Source organism: Marinobacter bohaiensis (assembly GCF_003258515.1).
In the GTDB taxonomy this organism is placed as follows: Bacteria; Pseudomonadota; Gammaproteobacteria; order Pseudomonadales; family Oleiphilaceae; genus Marinobacter_A; species Marinobacter_A bohaiensis.
This window is the reverse complement of record NZ_QGEH01000001.1, coordinates 884695-901925: the sequence shown is the minus strand read 5'-3', so window position 1 is coordinate 901925 and position 17231 is coordinate 884695. Positions and strand designations below refer to the sequence as shown.

14 protein-coding genes are annotated in these 17231 nt (G+C 65.0%); 13 read left to right on the top strand and 1 reads right to left on the bottom strand.

Features of this window, described 5'->3' with window-relative positions:
* Window positions 1–453: 453 nt before the first annotated feature.
* The 11 genes from DKK67_RS04010 (at window position 454) to gntR (ending at window position 12934) form a co-directional block, all read left to right on the top strand.
* On the top strand, window positions 454–1572 hold the full coding sequence (locus tag DKK67_RS04010) for an HlyD family secretion protein (RefSeq protein WP_111494622.1): 1119 nt from the start codon (window positions 454–456) through the stop codon (window positions 1570–1572).
* The gene (locus DKK67_RS04005; RefSeq protein ID WP_111494620.1) at window positions 1569–3098 is read left to right on the top strand and encodes a DHA2 family efflux MFS transporter permease subunit; all 1530 of its coding nucleotides are present in this window, start codon (window positions 1569–1571) and stop codon (window positions 3096–3098) included. Before DKK67_RS04010 ends, DKK67_RS04005 begins: the two co-directional genes overlap by 4 nt.
* Before the next feature lie 73 nt (window positions 3099–3171).
* Complete coding sequence (locus tag DKK67_RS04000; protein WP_111494618.1) at window positions 3172–4932, top strand: ABC transporter transmembrane domain-containing protein; 1761 nt, start codon at window positions 3172–3174, stop codon at window positions 4930–4932.
* Window positions 4933–5001: 69 nt separating this feature from the next.
* The gene (locus DKK67_RS03995; protein ID WP_111494616.1) at window positions 5002–5940 is read left to right on the top strand and encodes a cation diffusion facilitator family transporter; all 939 of its coding nucleotides are present in this window, start codon (window positions 5002–5004) and stop codon (window positions 5938–5940) included.
* Between the two features lie 29 nt (window positions 5941–5969).
* Window positions 5970–6398 carry a DUF2946 domain-containing protein gene (locus DKK67_RS03990; protein ID WP_162628733.1) on the top strand — a complete coding sequence of 143 codons (429 nt, stop codon included), beginning with the start codon at window positions 5970–5972 and terminating at the stop codon, window positions 6396–6398.
* Window positions 6399–6484: 86 nt separating this feature from the next.
* Window positions 6485–7870 carry a PepSY-associated TM helix domain-containing protein gene (locus DKK67_RS03985; RefSeq protein ID WP_111494612.1) on the top strand — a complete coding sequence of 462 codons (1386 nt, stop codon included), beginning with the start codon at window positions 6485–6487 and terminating at the stop codon, window positions 7868–7870.
* 384 nt (window positions 7871–8254) lie between these two features.
* Complete coding sequence (locus tag DKK67_RS03980) at window positions 8255–9265, top strand: TRAP transporter substrate-binding protein (RefSeq protein ID WP_111494610.1); 1011 nt, start codon at window positions 8255–8257, stop codon at window positions 9263–9265.
* A gap of 77 nt (window positions 9266–9342) precedes the next feature.
* Window positions 9343–9945 carry a TRAP transporter small permease subunit gene (locus tag DKK67_RS03975; protein ID WP_111494608.1) on the top strand — a complete coding sequence of 201 codons (603 nt, stop codon included), beginning with the start codon at window positions 9343–9345 and terminating at the stop codon, window positions 9943–9945.
* Window positions 9945–11261, top strand: a complete 1317-nt coding sequence (locus DKK67_RS03970; RefSeq protein WP_111494606.1) for a TRAP transporter large permease — start codon at window positions 9945–9947, stop codon at window positions 11259–11261. The genes DKK67_RS03975 and DKK67_RS03970 overlap by 1 nt, the downstream gene beginning before the upstream one ends.
* A gap of 1 nt (window position 11262) precedes the next feature.
* Complete coding sequence (locus DKK67_RS03965; RefSeq protein ID WP_111494604.1) at window positions 11263–11760, top strand: gluconokinase; 498 nt, start codon at window positions 11263–11265, stop codon at window positions 11758–11760.
* Window positions 11761–11935: 175 nt separating this feature from the next.
* The gene (gene gntR, locus DKK67_RS03960) at window positions 11936–12934 is read left to right on the top strand and encodes a gluconate operon transcriptional repressor GntR (protein ID WP_111494602.1); all 999 of its coding nucleotides are present in this window, start codon (window positions 11936–11938) and stop codon (window positions 12932–12934) included.
* A gap of 19 nt (window positions 12935–12953) precedes the next feature.
* On the opposite strand, the gene DKK67_RS03955 is transcribed toward gntR, so the two are convergent.
* The gene (locus tag DKK67_RS03955; RefSeq protein WP_111496757.1) at window positions 12954–14540 is read right to left on the bottom strand and encodes an ABC-F family ATPase; all 1587 of its coding nucleotides are present in this window, start codon (window positions 14538–14540) and stop codon (window positions 12954–12956) included.
* A 198-nt stretch (window positions 14541–14738) separates the two neighbouring features.
* Here DKK67_RS03955 and DKK67_RS03950 point away from each other — a divergent pair, with 198 nt between their 5' ends.
* Together DKK67_RS03950 and DKK67_RS03945 are read left to right on the top strand one after the other, a co-directional pair.
* Window positions 14739–15725, top strand: coding sequence for a sugar-binding transcriptional regulator (locus tag DKK67_RS03950; protein WP_111494600.1), 987 nt, complete (start codon window positions 14739–14741; stop codon window positions 15723–15725).
* A 149-nt stretch (window positions 15726–15874) separates the two neighbouring features.
* A complete protein-coding gene (locus DKK67_RS03945; RefSeq protein WP_111494598.1) occupies window positions 15875–17185 on the top strand; it encodes an ABC transporter substrate-binding protein in 1311 nt (436 codons plus the stop codon).
* Window positions 17186–17231 lie beyond the last annotated feature (46 nt).

The window sequence follows — 17231 nt, the reverse complement described above, 5'->3', positions numbered from 1 at the left end:
TCGCTGACGCTCTCCAGCCTAATCGTCGACCGCCAGGACAACCCTTGAGACGTCGATCTTGATCCATCTCAACTCAAACCGGTCGACTTCCAACTAATTCCGGAACAGCTGCGTATCATGCTCTAGCTGGCCACCCGGGTCCATGTCTTAACCTCGACAGCCCCCGGCGATGGCTTTGGGTCAATAGAGCCCAATTCATCAGGCAATGCCGTCGGGAATTCCGCTATTCCCACGGGATGTCTCGTTCTACATAGTTAGCAACCTATATAGTTTCGATCCCGAAGGAGTTCCGCCAACACCCCCAAGAAGACATGGGACCCTTCCTGCGATTCCAGCGCAACCGGCCGCCGCCATAGGCCCTTTGCGGACGCAACAGACGACAGCAGGACGCATCCATCGCACCGCCTGCCCGGCATACAGCTGCCCGACATAAAGACAGTGGAGACAACACCCATGAGCAATACCGACCAGGCGTCCGAGCCCGCGCCACAGCCGGCCCGGACATCGAAAATCCGGCGTGTCCTGCTGATCGGCATTCCGCTGACCGCCGTTGTCGTCGGCGGGCTGATCAGCCTCTTTGGTGGACGCTACGTATCCACCGAAAACGCCTACATCGGCTCACCGCTGGTGAACATCGCACCCCAGGTGAGCGGCCCGATCACCCGCGTGCTGGTCGACGACAACGAAGCGGTCAGCCAGGGCGATCTGATGCTGCAGATCGATCCGGCGCCGTACCGGATCGAAGTCGCCCGCGCCGAAGCGCAACTCAGGCAGGCCGCCAATGCCATCAACAGTCTCAAGGCCAGCTACGCCACCGCCCAGGAGCAGCTCGCCAAAACCGAAGAAGACGTCGACTTCGCCAAGCGCGAACTGGCGCGCCAGCAGGCCCTGGCCAAACGCAATCTGGCGTCGCAATCGGAGCTGTCCCAGTACCAGCACGATTACACCTCCGCCGTGCGCCAGCGCGATGCCAACAAACGCGAGCTGAAACGCATCGCCGCCAGCCTGGGTGGCGACCTGAACCTGCCGGTGGAGCAATACCCGGACTATCAGGCCGCCGCCGCCAGCCTGGAGCAGGCCCGACTGGACCTGGCCCACACCCGCATCACCGCCCCGTTCGACGGCATCGCCGCCAACACACCGGACCCCGGTGCCTACGCCACCGTCAGCTCGCCACTGATGAGCCTGGTGGGCAACGGCGATCTGTGGATCGACGCCAACTTCAAGGAAACCGCCCTCACCCGCGTGCACCCGGGGCAGTCGGTCAACATCGAAGTGGACACCTACCCCGACCGGGAATTCCACGGCCACGTGGCCAGCATCGCCCAGGCCACCGGCGCCGAGTTCTCGGTGCTGCCGGCCCAGAACGCCACCGGCAACTGGGTCAAGGTGGTCCAGCGTATCCCGGTGCGCATCCGTTTTGACGACGCCGGACCGGACGACGGCCTGCGCGCGGGCATGAGTACCGTTGTCGACATCGACACGGGCTACCCCACCTCCGACCTGCCGCTGGTCGGCTGGCTGCGGGGCCTGGTCGGTGAAGCCAACGCGGCCGAGAGCCCGACTGAATGACCACCGCCACGGCGACCCCGGCCGCCGACGAGGGCGGCCTGAAACGGGGCTGGATTACCATCTCCATCATGTTGGCGACGATCATGCAGGCGCTGGACACCACCATCGCCAACGTGGCCCTGCCCAACATGAAAGGCAGCATGTCGGCCACCGAGGAACAGATTTCCTGGGTGCTGACGTCCTACATCGTGGCCGCCGCCATCGCCACGCCACTGACCGGTTTCCTGTCGGGACGACTGGGCCGGCGGCGCCTGTTTATCGTGTCGGTGATCGGCTTTACCCTCGCCTCGGTGCTGTGCGGGATCGCCGCCAACCTGGAGGAGATCGTGCTGTTCCGCCTGCTCCAGGGCATCTTCGGCGCCGGCCTGGTGCCGCTGTCCCAGGCGGTATTGCTGGACACCTACCCCAAGGAAAAGCACGGTTCCGCCATGGCCATGTGGGGCATGGGCGTGATGGTCGGACCGATCCTGGGGCCGACCCTGGGTGGCTACCTCACCGAGTATCTGAACTGGCGCTGGGTGTTCTTCATCAACCTGCCCTTCGGCATCCTGTCGCTGCTGGGCATCCTCGCGTTCGTGCCGGAAACCGAGCGCATGAAGCGCCGCTTCGACCTGTTCGGCTTTGCCCTGCTGGGGATCGCCATCGGCGCGCTGCAGCTGCTGCTGGACCGGGGCCAGAGCGAGGACTGGTTCTCGTCCCTGGAGATCCAGATCGAGACCGCCGTGGCCGCCTGCGCCTTCCTGATGTTCCTGGTGCACATGTTCACCCACCGCGAGCCGTTCGTGGAACCGGGCCTGTTCCGGGACCGCAACCTGGCCACGGGGCTGGTGTTCATCTTCATTGTCGGCATCATCCTGCTGGCGACGCTGTCATTGCTGCCTCCGTTCCTGCAGAACCTGATGAACTATCCGGTGATCATGACCGGCCTGGTGCTGGCGCCACGTGGGCTGGGCAGCATGTTCTCGATGATGCTGGTGGGCCGTCTGGTGAACCGGGTGGACATCCGCCTGCTGATCCTGACCGGGCTGATCCTGATCACGGCGAGCCTGTTCGAGATGGCCAACTTCAACACCGAGGTATCCGTGCTGCGCCTGGTGGTGACCGGCATTGTCCAGGGCATGGGGCTGGGCCTGGTGTTCGTGCCCCTGAGCACCATCACCTTCGCCACCCTGCAGCCCCGTTACCGCACCGAAGCGACCGCCATGTTCAGCCTGATGCGCAACATCGGCAGCTCCATCGGCATCTCGGTGATGGTGACCCTGGTGGCACGCAACACGCAGATCAACCACGCCACCCTCGGCGAATACCTCAACCCGTTCCGCCCGGCGTTCGACGCGTTGACGCTGCCCGGGGGCATCGCCCGGGACAGCACAACCGGGCTGAGTCTGCTCAATGACATGGTCACCGCCCAGGCCGGCGCCATCAGCTATCTCAACGACTTTCGCCTGATGGCATGGGTGACGCTGGCGTCGATTCCGCTGCTGCTGGTGTTCCGTTCCCCCAAACAATCGAAGACAACGGGCTGACCCTGAGGTTGGCCCGTTACCGTCCGGCGCACGTACCCTATACTCGTTCCATTCTCCTGACTGCGAGCCCACCATGCGTTCGGACCGCCGCAAGGCCCTGCAACTGGCCATCGACTTTGTCGCCCCCTACCGCAAGGCGCTGATCGGTGCCTTTACTGCCCTGGTGTTCACCGCCGGCATCACCCTGTCCCTGGGCCAGGGCATCCGGCTGCTGGTGGACCAGGGTTTCGTCACCGGCTCGCCGGAACTGCTCAACCAGACGGTGCTATTGTTCTTCGTGCTCATCGGCTGCCTGGCGGTGGGCACCTTCGCGCGTTTCTACCTGGTGTCCTGGATCGGTGAGCGGGTGGTGGCGGACATCCGCAAGCAGGTGTTCAACCACCTGATCGACCTGCACCCCGGCTTCTTCGAAACCAACCGCGGCCTGGAAATCCAGTCGCGCCTGACCACCGATACCACTGTGCTGCAATCGGTGATCGGCTCCACCATCTCGGTGGCCCTGCGCAACCTGTTCATGCTGATTGGCGGCATCATCCTGCTGTTCGTCACCAACGCCAAGCTGACCAGCATCGTCATGCTGGCGGTGCCGTTAGTGGTCGCGCCGATCCTGATTTTCGGGCGGCGGGTGCGGCGCCTGTCGCGCCAGAGCCAGGACCGGGTGGCGGACGTGGGCAGCTACGTGGGCGAGATCCTGGGCCAGATCAAGATCGTCCAGGCCTACAACCATCAGCCCCAGGACCAGGCCCGCTTCGGCGAGGTGGTGGAACAGGCCTTCGACGTCGCCCGTCAACGCATCCGCCAACGCGCCTGGCTGATCGCGGTGGTGATCCTGCTGATCCTGGGTGCCGTGGGCATCATGATCTGGGTCGGCGGCCAGGACGTGATCGCCGGCGAAATCTCCGGCGGCGAGCTGGCTGCCTTTGTGTTCTACAGCATGATCGTGGGTGGATCGGTCGGCTCGCTCAGCGAGGTGATCGGCGAGCTGCAGCGGGCCGCCGGGGCCGCGGCGCGGATCGTCGAGCTGCTGCAGACGGAAAGCGAGATCACCCCGCCGCCGCTGCAGCCGGAACCCCTGCCACGCCCGGTGCAAGGGCGCATCGATCTGGAGCAGGTGCGATTCGCCTACCCGGGACGGCCGGATGTCGAGGTCATCCGGGGCATGGATCTGGCGATTCCGGCGGGGCAGACGCTGGCTTTGGTGGGGCCGTCGGGCGCAGGCAAGTCGACCCTGTTCGACCTGCTGCTGCGCTTCTTCGATCCGGTCGCCGGCTGCATTCGCGTGGACGGCGTCGACATCCGCGATCTGGACCCGGCCGAGCTGCGTCGCTGCTTCGCGCTGGTCTCCCAGAATCCGGCGCTGTTCTATGGATCGGTGGCGGACAACATCCGCTACGGCCGCCCGGACGCCAGCGACACCGAGGTGGAAGCCGCCGCCCGCGTCGCCCACGCCGACGAGTTCATCCGCGGACTACCCCAGGGCTACGACACCCGCCTGGGGGACGCCGGGCTGGGGTTATCCGGCGGCCAGAAGCAGCGCATCGCCATCGCCCGGGCCTTGATCATGGACGCGCCCATCCTGCTGCTGGACGAAGCCACCAGCGCCCTTGATGCCCAGAGCGAGCACCTGATCCAGCAGGCGCTGCCGGAGCTAATGGCCGATCGCACCACCCTGGTGATCGCCCACCGGCTGGCCACGGTCAAGCACGCCGACCGGATCGCAGTGCTGGATCAGGGGGAGCTGCACGGCATCGGTACTCATCAGGAGCTCATCCACAGTGACCCGCTGTACGCGCGGCTGGCGGAACTGCAGTTCAAGACGCCGGAAAACGCGTAGCCGGGCGTCTTCACGCCTGTGATATTCTTGGCCGCTACTTATCGACGATGAAGGACGACCGAGGCATCCATGGCCGGATCCAGCAAAAAAGTGATTTTCGCCGCCCTGGCGGGCAATTTCCTGATCGCCTGCACCAAGTTCGTGGCCGCCGTGGTCACCGGCAGCTCGGCGATGTTTTCCGAGGGCGTGCACTCACTGGTGGACACCGGCAACCAGGTGTTGCTGCTCTACGGCCTCAAGCGATCGGCACGGCCGGCGGACAAGCGTTTCCCTTTCGGGCACGGCAAGGAAGTGTATTTCTGGAGCTTCGTGGTGGCGATCCTGATTTTCGCCGTGGGCTCCGGCGTGTCCATCTACGAGGGCGTGCACCACATCCTCAACCCGTCGCCCATCGAAAACCCCATGATCAACTACATCGTGCTGGGGCTGGGCATCCTGTTCGAAGGCGCCGCCTGGTACTTCGCGTTCACCGAGTTTTCCCGCTCGAAAGGCAAGTGGGGCTACGTGGAAGCCGTTCAGCGAGGGAAGGACCCGACCATGTTCGTGGTGCTGTTCGAGGATTCCGCCGCTATCATCGGCCTGCTGGTGGCCATCGCCGGTATTTTCCTGGCCGACACCTTCGGGCTGTACTGGCTGGACGGTGTGGCCTCGGTGATCATCGGCCTGATCCTGGGCGGCACCGCCATCTGGCTGGCTTACGAGACCAAGGGCCTGCTGATCGGCGAGGCCGCCAACAAGTCGGTGATCGCCGGCATTCGCAAGATCGCCGTCGAAACACCGCAGATCGACGACGTGAACGAGTGCCTGACCATGCACATGGGCCCGGACTTTATCCTCGTAAACCTGAGCGTGAAGTTCCGCCCCCAGCAGAGCGTGGCGGACCTGGAGCGGGTCATCGCCGACCTGGACGGCCGCATCAAGGCCGAGTACCCGCAGGCAAAGCGGATCTTCGTGGAAGCCGAAGCCCTGCGCTCCCAGCTCAGTCCGCCGTCTCCGTCGAGCGCCTGACCATGCGACAGGAGCGGTGGCCGGCGCCAATGCTGAGTCTGGCCGGGCAGGGTCAGCGCCGGCAGCGCGCCGGTGCCTGGCTGGCGCTGCTGGCGATGGCGCTGATCTTCGCCGCACCGCTCTATTCCAAATCCATGGCGCTGGTGTCCGGGCACCATGCCGGGCACGGCGATCACCAGCACCACGCCAGCCAGGCACACCACGGCGGCGAATCCGCCATGGCGGGGATGCCCGCCGGCCATGATCATCACTCGGATAGCCTGTCGTTTGACCACGCCGAGTGTGGTTACTGCGTCCTGCTGACCCACGTTTCCCCGATCTCCCTTGTCGCCCCCCTGATCACAGCACCGCTGCTGTGGGCGCGCCCGGGAGACACCCTGACCACCCGCGCCGCCCAGGCGCGCCCGCTCCGCTACAGTCTCGCCCAGAGCCGCGCCCCGCCCGCGTCGATTGCCTGAACCACCACGCCATAACAACAGTCCGTCCGCGTTGCCGAACCGGGTGACGGGACGACGTCGTGAGCCTATTTGCCATCAGGTGATCCATGTCTGAATCCTCCACGCTCGCCCCCGATTCGGGCGAAGCCACCAGCGACGCCCGCTCCGGCGTGGCCAGCTGGTTCTACCCGCTGCTGCTGCGGCTGCATTTTTACGTCGGCCTGCTGGTCGGCCCGTTCATTCTCGTGGCCGCCCTTTCCGGCGGTCTTTACGCCATTTCGCCGCAGATCGAGAATGCCATCTACGCCGATGCGCTCAATGGCAGCGCCTCCGGCACGCCACACTCCCTGGCCGAGCAGATCGCTGTGGCCCGCCGGGAAGTGCCGGCGGATCTGACGCTGGCCGCGGTGCGGCCAGCGCCGGAACCCGGCCTGACCACCCGAGTGATGTTCAACGACCCGAGCCTGGGCCAGTACCAGCACCGGGCGATTTTTGTCGATCCGGTGACGCTGGAACCCACCGGTGACCTGGCCGTCTACGGCACCAGCGGCGCCCTGCCGCTGCGCATCTGGATCGACTTCCTGCACCGCAACCTGCTGCTGGGTGAGACCGGCCGGATCTACAGTGAGCTGGCCGCGTCCTGGCTCTGGATCGCGGCGCTGGGCGGGCTGACCCTGTGGTGCATCGGTCGACGCAAGCGGCGCCGGAGTCCCGGTCTCAAAGCCCAGGACGCCACGCCCAACGGCCGGCGCCGGTCCCGCCACGCGGTGCTGGGGCTGACGCTATTACTGGGTTTCCTGTTCCTGTCGGTGACGGGCCTGACCTGGTCCAGGTGGGCCGGCGGCAACATCGCCGATATGCGCGCGGCGTTCGGCTGGGGCACGCCCGGGGTGAGCACACAGATCGCGGCGCCCAATGGGGTCGAGCCGGGCCAGCAGCCCAGCGCCGACAGGTTATACGATGAGGTGCTGGCCAGCGCGCGGGCGGCGGGCATCGATGCGGGCAAGCTGGAGATCCGTCCCGGCAACGCGCCGGACCGGGCCTGGAAGGTGCGGGAAATCGACCGGACCTGGCCCACGCAGGTCGACTCCGTCGCCGTCGATCCCTATTCGCTCGAGGTCGTGGACCAGGCCAACTTCGAGGATTTCCCGATCGCCGCCAAGCTGACCCGCTGGGGCATCGATATCCACATGGGGACGCTGTTCGGCGTGGCCAACCAGGTGCTGATGTTCGCCCTGGCGCTGGGGCTGTGCACCATGATCGTGTGGGGCTACCGGATGTGGTGGGTGCGTCGCCCACTGCCCGGCAACCACCGGGCGGCCCAGGCCCGACGCCTGACCACCCACTGGCTGCGGGCACCGCTGCCGGCGCGCCTGCTGATCCTGGCGGTCACGGTCGCTTTGGGCTGGGCGTTGCCGGTGATGGGCGTCAGTCTGGCCCTGTTCCTGGTGCTGGATGCGCTGATCATGACGCGCCATGCCCGGAGCGCCTAGGAGAATGCCGATCCTGTAAGACGGGGTTATCGAGTCAGAAGCGAATGGCGCCCTTGCCTACGTGGCTATTAATGGCCGTCCCTGGCCATCATGGCGATCAGGACATCCCTGTCCCCGCTCCGGCAAGGACGCCCATTCGCTTCGCGCAGGACTCGGGTTTGTCGCCCCGATCTGCCGGTTGACCTCGTCTCTGTCTCCGGCCGCTCACGCGGCCGGGAATTTCCCCGCTAACCAGCCACTTCCACTCAGACCGCCTCCCCATCTGCACCACCGGCAGTCATTACGATCAAATAATCCCCTTGCGCGCCCAATTTCCATGCAATAGACTCCGCAAATGTTACCGGTAACATTTACCGTAAAAACAAAAAGCCCAGGAGCTGAACTATGTCCCCGCTGAAACTCGTGGCCGGTGTCCTGACCGCCACTTTCGCCCTCAACACCTACGCAGCCGATTTCAACTTCAAGTTCCAGTCGTCCGATCCGTCCGGCGTAAAGAACTATGAGATCCAGCAGGAATGGGCCGAGCGCGTCGAAACCATGACCGGCGGTCGCGTCAACATCGAGATCCTGCCGGTGGGCAGTGTGGTCGGCCACACCGAGACCCTCGGCGCCATGAAGATGGGCGTGCTCGACGGCCATATCTCGGTCACCGGTTACTTCTCCGGCAAGGACCCCGCCTTCGGCCTGATCGGCAACACCGTCGGCGCCTGGTCCAGCCCGGATCAGCTGATCGACTACATCTACTACGGCGGTGGCTACGAGCTGATGAACGAGCTCTACAAGCCCTACGGCGTGAAGTTCGTCGGCGGTGCTGCCACCGGTCTGGAATCGTTCGTGTCCAAGAAGCCGCTGGATGGCGTGGATGACCTCAAGGGTCTGAAGATGCGTGCACCGGAAGGCCTGGTGCAGTCCGTCTTTGCCGCCGCGGGCGCCTCCCCGGTCAACCTGCCGGGCTCCGAGGTCTACACCGCGCTGAGCAAGGGCGTGATCGACGCGGCCGACTACACGGTGTTTTCCACCAACCAGGAAGCCGGTCTGAACGAGATCGCCAACAACCCGGTCTACCCCGGTTTCCACTCGCTGCCGCTGCTGGAAATCGCGATGAACCTGAAGGAGTGGAACGAGCTGCCGGAAGACATCCAGGCGATCATGACCGTTTCCGCCCGCGACTTCGCCCAGGACATCAGCACCCAGCTGGCCATGGCCGACCTGAAAGCGGTCAAGGAAGCGCGCCAGGATCCGAACATCACGATCCACGACTGGTCCGCCGAGGAGCGCCGCAAGTTCCGCAGCATCGCCCGCGACCAGTGGGAAACCTACGCTGAGCAGTCTCCCAACGCGGAGAAGGTCTACAAGTCCGTGACCAGCTACCTGGAATCCCAGGGCCTCCTGTAAACCGCACGTTCCCGTAACTCCCATGAGATTGACCGGCTCTCGCAGCGACCCTGTGAGAGCCGGTATGGAGTCCTCCTATGTCTGATCAACACCACCCGACGGGCCAGGCGCCGGACGCAGATCATCCCGACACCGACCTGGTGCCGGACGACAGCGACACCGATATCGGCTCCACCTGGCTTGACCGCGGCATCGTCTGGCTGGGCAAGAAGCTGAGCCTGATCTTTGCCGTGATTGTGGCGATCTCGGCCTACGAGATTGCACGCCGCTACCTCTTCGACTCGCCCACCCTGTGGGTCCATGAAACGGTCACCTTCATGGGCGCGACGCTGTTCGTGCTGGGCGGCCTGTATGCGTTCGCCACCAACCGTCACGTTCGGGTGGTGCTGATCTACGACGCGGTCCCGGCCAAAGTGAAGCGCTGGCTGGACGTGCTGCACCAGCTGCTGGGCCTGGCCTTCTGCAGCATGCTGCTCTATGGCAGCTGGTTCATGGCCAAGGACGCGGTACGCGCGCCCTGGGGCGCCTGGCGACTGGAGACCTCCGGCTCCGCCTGGAACCCGCCCTTCCCGGCCTACCTCAAGGTGATCATCCTGGTCGCCGTTGCGGTGCTGACCCTGCAATTCATCCTGCACCTGATCCGCGACCTGCGCCGGGTGTTCCAGGGAGGTGATGCCTGATGTTTGAACTCGCTTCCATTGGGATCGGCTACGGCAGCCTGCTGATGCTGGTGCTGCTGGTCCTGCTCCTGCTGACCGGCATGCAGCTGGCCTTCGCCACCGGCCTGGTGGCACTGGTGTTTGCCATCGGCTGGTTCGGCCCCGACGCGCTGCCGATTGTCAGCAGTCGTCTCTATTCGTTTATCGGCTCCTACGTGTTCCTGGCGGTGCCGATGTTCGTGTTGATGGCGTCGTTACTGGATCACTCGGGCATCGCCAAGGACCTGTTCGACGCCATGGCCCGCGTGGGCCGCAAGCTGCGTGGCGGCGTTGCCATCCAGACCCTGATCGTGGCCATCATCCTGGCGTCCATGTCCGGCGTCATCGGCGGTGAAACCGTGCTGCTGGGCATCCTCGCCCTGCCGCAGATGCTGCGCCTGGGCTACGACCGGCGCCTGGCCATCGGCACCACCTGTGCCGGCGGCGCACTGGGCACCATGCTGCCGCCCAGCATCGTGCTGATCATCTACGGCCTGACCGCCAACGTGTCCATCGGCGAGCTGTTCAAGGGCGCCTTCCTGCCGGCCCTGATCCTGGCGCTGTTCTACATGGGCTACGTGCTGATCCGCGTCTGGCTCAATCCGCAGATGGCCCCGGTGCCGTCCGATTCCGACGAGCCGGAGACGCCGGCGCCCAATTTCTTCAAGGCGCTGTTCTTCCCGATCCTGTCGGTGGTCGTGGTGCTGGGCAGCATCTATGGCGGCGTGGCGTCGGTCACCGAGGCCTCCGCGCTGGGCGTGCTGGGCATTGCGATTTCCACCGCGATCCGCGGCGAGCTGAACCTGGCGATGGTGCGCAAGGCCACCATCAGCACCCTGCGGGTATGCGGCATGATCATCTGGATCGGCATCGGCGCCACCGCGCTGGTGGGCGTCTACAACCTGATGGGCGGCATCGACTTCGTGCGCGACATGGTGTTCACCGTGAGCGGCGGCGATGGCCTGATGACCATCCTGTTCATGATGCTGATCCTGCTGGTGCTGGGCATGTTCCTGGACTGGGTGGGCGTGGCCCTGCTGACCATGCCGATCTTCGTGCCGATCGTCACCGAGCTGGGCTACAGCCCGATCTGGTTCGGCGTGGTGTTCTGCATGAACATGCAGGTGTCGTTCCTGTCACCGCCGTTCGGCCCGGCCGCGTTCTACCTGAAGACGGTCACGCCGCCGGACATTTCACTGGGCGAGATTTTCCGTTCCCTGCTGCCGTTCATTGCCCTGCAGGTGCTGGCACTGGGTCTGCTGATCGCCTTCCCGCAACTGGCTCTATGGTGGCAGTAAGATGACACATCCCAAGATCGTCGTGATGGGCGTCTCGGGCAGTGGCAAGAGCCTGGTCGGTCAACGACTGGGCCAGCAGCTCGGGGTGCCGTTCTTCGACGCCGACGACTATCACAGCCCGGCCAACGTGAAAAAGATGGCCAACGGCATTCCGCTGAACGACGACGACCGTCGCGAGTGGCTGTCGGATCTGGCGGCGCTGATCCGCGACAACGACGGCCTGGTGCTGGCCTGCTCGGCCCTCAAGCGGGTCTACCGGGACCAGCTGCGGGCCGGCGATCCGGCGCTGCAGTTCGTCTACCTCAAGGGCGACTTCGACACCATCTGGTCGCGCCATTCCCGGCGCCAGGATCACTACTTCAACGGCCAGGCGATGTTGGAAAGCCAGTTCGCCGCGCTGGAGGAGCCCGGTGCCGACGAGGCCATCGTGGTGGACATCGACCAGACGCCGGAGGCAATTCTGAGACAGTGCCAGGAGGCCATCGCCGAACGGGACTGACCCCCGGGAATAGCCGGCGGGTCCGGTTCACCCGGGACACGCTGTAAATACGTCCCTGTACGCTCGCCTGAGGCCATCCCTGGCCTCAGGCGGTCCCGGTCGAACCGGCCCCACCGGCTTTCAATCCGAGAGATAACGCATATCATAGGCGCCGCCCGAACAGGACGTGACGACAATGCCCAAGAAAAGACGCCCCACACTGCAGGACATCGCCGACCGGGTCGGCGCAACCAAGATGACGGTCAGCCGTTGCCTGCGCGGCGCGGACAATGTCTCCGAGCCCATGCGCGAGCGCATCTTCGCAGTGGCCGAGGAACTGGGCTACATCCCCAACCGGGCGCCGGACATTCTCTCCAAGGCCACCAGCCGGGCCATCGGCGTACTGCTGCCGTCACTGACCAACCAGGTGTTCGCGGACGTGATCAAGGGCATCGAGAGCGTGACGGAGCCGGCCGGTTACCACCTGATGCTGTCCCACTACGGCTACAGCCCGGACGTGGAAGAACGCAGCCTGGCCTCGCTGCTGTCCTACAACGTGGACGCGGTGGTGCTGTCGGAAAGCCAGCACACCCAGCGCTCCCGGCGCATGCTGGAAACCGCCGGCATTCCCACGATCGAGGTCATGGATACCCACCTGCCGCCCATCGAACAGGCGGTCGGCTTCGACAACGTGCAGGCCGCCTACGACATGGTCTGCGAGATGATCCGGCGCGGCCGGAAACAGGTGGTCTATCTGGGGGTGCGGCTGGATACACGGACCATCCAGCGTCAGGAAGGCTACACCCGCGCCATGACGGAACACGGTCTGGAGCCGGTGATCCTGCGCTTCGAACAGCGCTCGTCGTTCACGGTCGGGGCGACCCTGATGGGGGACGTTCTGCGGGACTATCCGGACGCCGACGGCATCTTCTGCACCAACGACGACGTGGCCATCGGTGCCTTCTTCGAATGCCAACGCCGCCAGATCGACGTGCCCGGGCGCATGGCCATCGCCGGTTTCCACGGCCACGACGTGGGTCAGGTCATGACGCCACGCCTGGCCAGTGTGGTCACTCCTCGGGAAGCCATCGGCCGGCGCGCGGCCGAGACGCTGCTGGCCCGTCTGCAGGGCGCGGACGTGGGCGAGCGCATCATCGACCTGAGCTATCGCATCGAGACCGGCGGCACGCTCTAGCGCGCCGCTCCGATCCCCCTCAGTAGACGCCCTGGCTACGCAGGTAGTCGTCGTAGCTGCCGCTGAAGTCGGTCACGCCGTCGGCGCGCAGTTCCACGATGCGGGTCGCCAGTGAGGACACGAATTCCCGGTCGTGGCTGACAAAGATCAGCGTGCCCGGATAGTTCTCCAGCGCCAGGTTCAGGGCTTCGATGGATTCCATGTCCAGGTGGTTGGTGGGCTCGTCCATCAGCAGCACGTTGGGCCGCTGCAGGATCAGCTTGCCGAACAGCATACGGCCTTCCTCTCCCCCGGAAATCACCTTCACCGACTTGCCGATATCGTCGCCGGAGAACAGCATCCGGCCCAGGGTGCCCCGCACCAGTTGATCGCCGCCATCGGTCCACTGGGCCATCCATTCGGTGAGCGTCACGTCCTCAGCAAAGTCAGCGGCGTGATCCTGGGCGAAGTAGCCCACCTGGGCGCTGTCGGTCCATTTCACCTCGCCGTCGTCCAGCGTCAGCTTGCCGGCCAGGCACTGCAGCAGGGTGGTCTTGCCGATGCCGTTGGGGCCGATGATCGCCACGCGCTCGCCAGCCTCGACCTGCAGGTTGAGCTTGGAGAACAGCTGCGTGTCGTCAAAGCCCTTGGTCAGATCCTTCAGGGTGACGGCCTGGCGGTGCAGCTTCTTTTCCTGCTCGAAGCGGATGAACGGGCTGACCCGGCTGGACGGCTTGACCTCTTCCAGCTGGATCTTGTCGATCTGGCGGGCGCGGGAGGTGGCCTGCTTGGCCTTGGAGGCATTGGCGGAGAAGCGGCTGACGAACTGCTGCAGTTCGGCGATCTGCGCCTTCTTCTTGGCGTTGTCCGCCAGCATGCGCTCGCGCGCCTGGGTGGCCGCGGTCATGTACTCGTCGTAGTTGCCCGGGAACAGGCGCAGCTCGCCGTAATCCAGGTCCGCCATGTGGGTGCAGACGCTGTTGAGGAAGTGGCGGTCGTGGGAAATGATGATCATGGTGCTGTCCCGCGCCACCAGGATGCTCTCCAGCCAGCGGATGGTGTTGATGTCCAGGTGGTTGGTGGGCTCGTCCAGCAGCAGCACGTCGGGATCGGAGAACAGCGCCTGCGCCAGCAGCACACGCAGCTTCCAGCCCGGCGCCAGGGCGCTCATCGGCCCGTTGTGCTGATCCATGGGAATATCCAGGCCCAGCAGCAGTTCGCCGGCGCGGGCTTCGGCGGTGTAGCCGTCCATCTCCGCGAACTGGACTTCCAGGTCCGCCACGGCCATGCCGTCTTCCTCGCTCATTTCCGGCAGCGAATAGATGCGGTCACGCTCGGCCTTCACGTGCCAGAGTTCCTCGTGGCCCATGATGACGGTGTCCATCACCGTGCAGTCTTCGTAGGCGAACTGGTCCTGGCGCAGCTTGCCCAGCCGCGTGTTGGGCTCGAGCATGACCTGGCCCACCGAGGGTTCCAGATCGCCCCCGAGGATCTTCATGAAGGTGGATTTGCCGCAGCCGTTGGCACCGATCAACCCGTAGCGGTTGCCGTTGCCGAATTTGACGGACACGTTCTCAAACAGGGGCCTGGCCCCGAATTGCATGGTGATGTTGGCGGTGGAAATCATGGAAACCTGCAGAAACAGGGCGCCACCGAAAGCGGACGCCGGCGTGGAAAAGCCGGCATTGTACAGGGTTTGCCGGCTCAATGTGCTTCCCGCTCCCATCTCACACCTAGTGGATTTCCCCGGCCCGCCGTATTGTGAATTGCCGGCGCCCTTGCCATGATCGGGCGTTAAAGCGCATCAAGGAACCCGAAAACCGCGATGGATAAATTCGAACTGAGACTCGACCAGGCCGCCCGTGCCGCCTGGCTGTCCTACGTCGGCGGCCGCACCCAGGACGAGATTGCCGCCCAGCTCGGGGTGTCCCGTCCCGGGGTGCAGCGCCTGCTCGCCCTGGCCCGCCAGGAAGGGCTGGTCAAGGTCCACATCGATCACCCGATCTCCAACTGCATGATCCTGTCCCAGGCGATCCGCGACCAGTTCGGCCTGGAGTTCTGCGACGTGGTGCCGTCCGATCCCGGCGAGGACCACAGCAGCGCCCGCTACATCGCGGTGGCCGGCTGCGACCGGCTCTCCCGCTACCTGGAACGCAGCGATCCGCTGACCCTGTCGCTGGGGTCGGGCCGGACCGTGCGTGCCATGGTGGAAGCGGTCAGCCGCATGGAGCGCCCCCAGCACCGCTTTGTGTCGCTGGTGGGCAATGTCGCCCGGGATGGCTCATCCAACCGCTACGACGGCGTCACGGCACTGGCCGACAAGACCGCCAGCGAGCGCTTCCTGCTGCCGGCGCCGGTGGTGGCCGGATCGGTGGAGGAGCGCGACGCCCTGCTGCATCAGCGGCTGTTCCATGCCATCGCCCAGGTGGCCGTCGAGGCCGAGGTGGGCTTCATCGGGGTGGGGCCGATCAACCGCCACGCCACCCTGTTCCAGGACCACTTCATCAACGAAGCGGAGCTGGACGAACTGCTGGGCTGCAACGCCGTCGGCGAGCTGCTGGGCTGGCCCCTGGACCGACAGGGCCACCTGGTGGACTGTTCCATCACCCGACGCATCACCAGCCCCGCGCTGGAAACCCTGTGCAAGCAGCGTCTGGTGGCGCTGGCCGGAGGCGACGAGAAAGGACCGGCCATTCTCGCGGCGTTGCGCGGCCGCTGGATCCGGGGGCTGATCACGGACGAGACCGCCGCCCGCTATGTTGTCGAGCACGGCGTCGACCGGGGCATCACCAACCAGGAGGTCAGGGAATGACCCCGGTCCGGCCGACATCCTTCCCGCGGGTTGTATTTTTTTTGCTCTTGACCGATCATTTGATCGGATCTAGATTCAATTGATCAAAACAACGCGCAAGCACAGGCTTCACACAACAATTCCAAGATCTCCCACACAAGGAGCAAGCCATGAAGCTCAAACACGCCCTGCCCCTCGCCGGCATTGCGGCTTTCTCAACGCTCGCGGCCCAGGCCGAAACCCTGACCGTGGCGACGGTCAACAACAATGACATGGTCATCATGCAGCGCCTCTCCAGCGCCTTCGAAGAAGCGCATCCGGACATCGACCTGGAATGGGTGGTGCTGGAAGAAAACGTACTGCGCCAGCGCCTGACCACCGACATCGCCACCAACGGCGGCCAGTTCGACGTGATGACCATCGGCACCTACGAGGCCCCCATCTGGGCCGAGCGCGGCTGGCTGGAACCGCTCCAGGACCTGCCCGAAGCCTACAAGCCGGACGATCTGATCAAGCCCGTGCTCGACGGCCTGAGCTACGACGGCAAACCCTACGCCCTGCCGTTCTATGCCGAAAGCTCGATGATGTACTACCGCAAGGACCTGTTCGAGAAGGCCGGCATCGAGATGACCGACCAGCCCACCTGGACCGAGGTGCGTGACTGGGCCAGCAAGATCAACGATCCCGACAACGACGTGGCGGGCATCTGCCTGCGCGGCAAGCCCGGCTGGGGCGAGAACATGGCGTTCGTCACCACCCTGGTGAACACGTACGGCGGCCGCTGGTTCGATATGGACTGGAATCCGGAGATCGATTCCAAGGCCTGGAACGAGGCCATCACCTTCTACGTCGACCTGCTCAACGACTACGGTCCCGCCGGTGCCAGTTCCAACGGCTTCAACGAGAACCTGGCACTGTTCTCCCGCGGCAACTGCGGTATGTGGGTGGACGCCACCTCCGCCGCCGGCAAGCTCTACAATCCGGACGAATCCGACGTCGCCAGCAAGCTCGGCTTCGCACCGGCCCCGGTGGCACAGACCCCGAAAGGCTCCCACTGGCTCTGGTCCTGGGCGCTGGCGATTCCGTCGTCCTCCGACGCCAAGGACGCGGCGCGTGAGTTCGTCACCTGGGCCACATCCCAGGAGTACATCTCGATGGTCGGCGAGAAGGAAGGCTGGACCAGCGTACCGCCGGGGACCCGCCAGTCCACTTACAAGAACGATCATTACCAGGAAGCGGCACCCTTTGCCGACTTCGTGCTGGACGCCATCGAGGAGGCCGACCCCACCGACGCCACCCTCAAGCCGGTGCCCTACACCGGGGTGCAGATCGTGAGCATTCCCGAGTTCCAGTCGGTCGGCACCCAGGTGGGCCAGATGATCGCCGCCGCCCTGACCGGCGAGATGTCGGTGGAGCAGGCCCTGAGCAACGCTCAGCGGGCCACCCGCCGCACCATGGAGCGTGCGGGCTACATCAAGTAGACCCTGCCGCCCGGGAGGCGCGCCCGCGTCTCCCGGTCCGCATCGA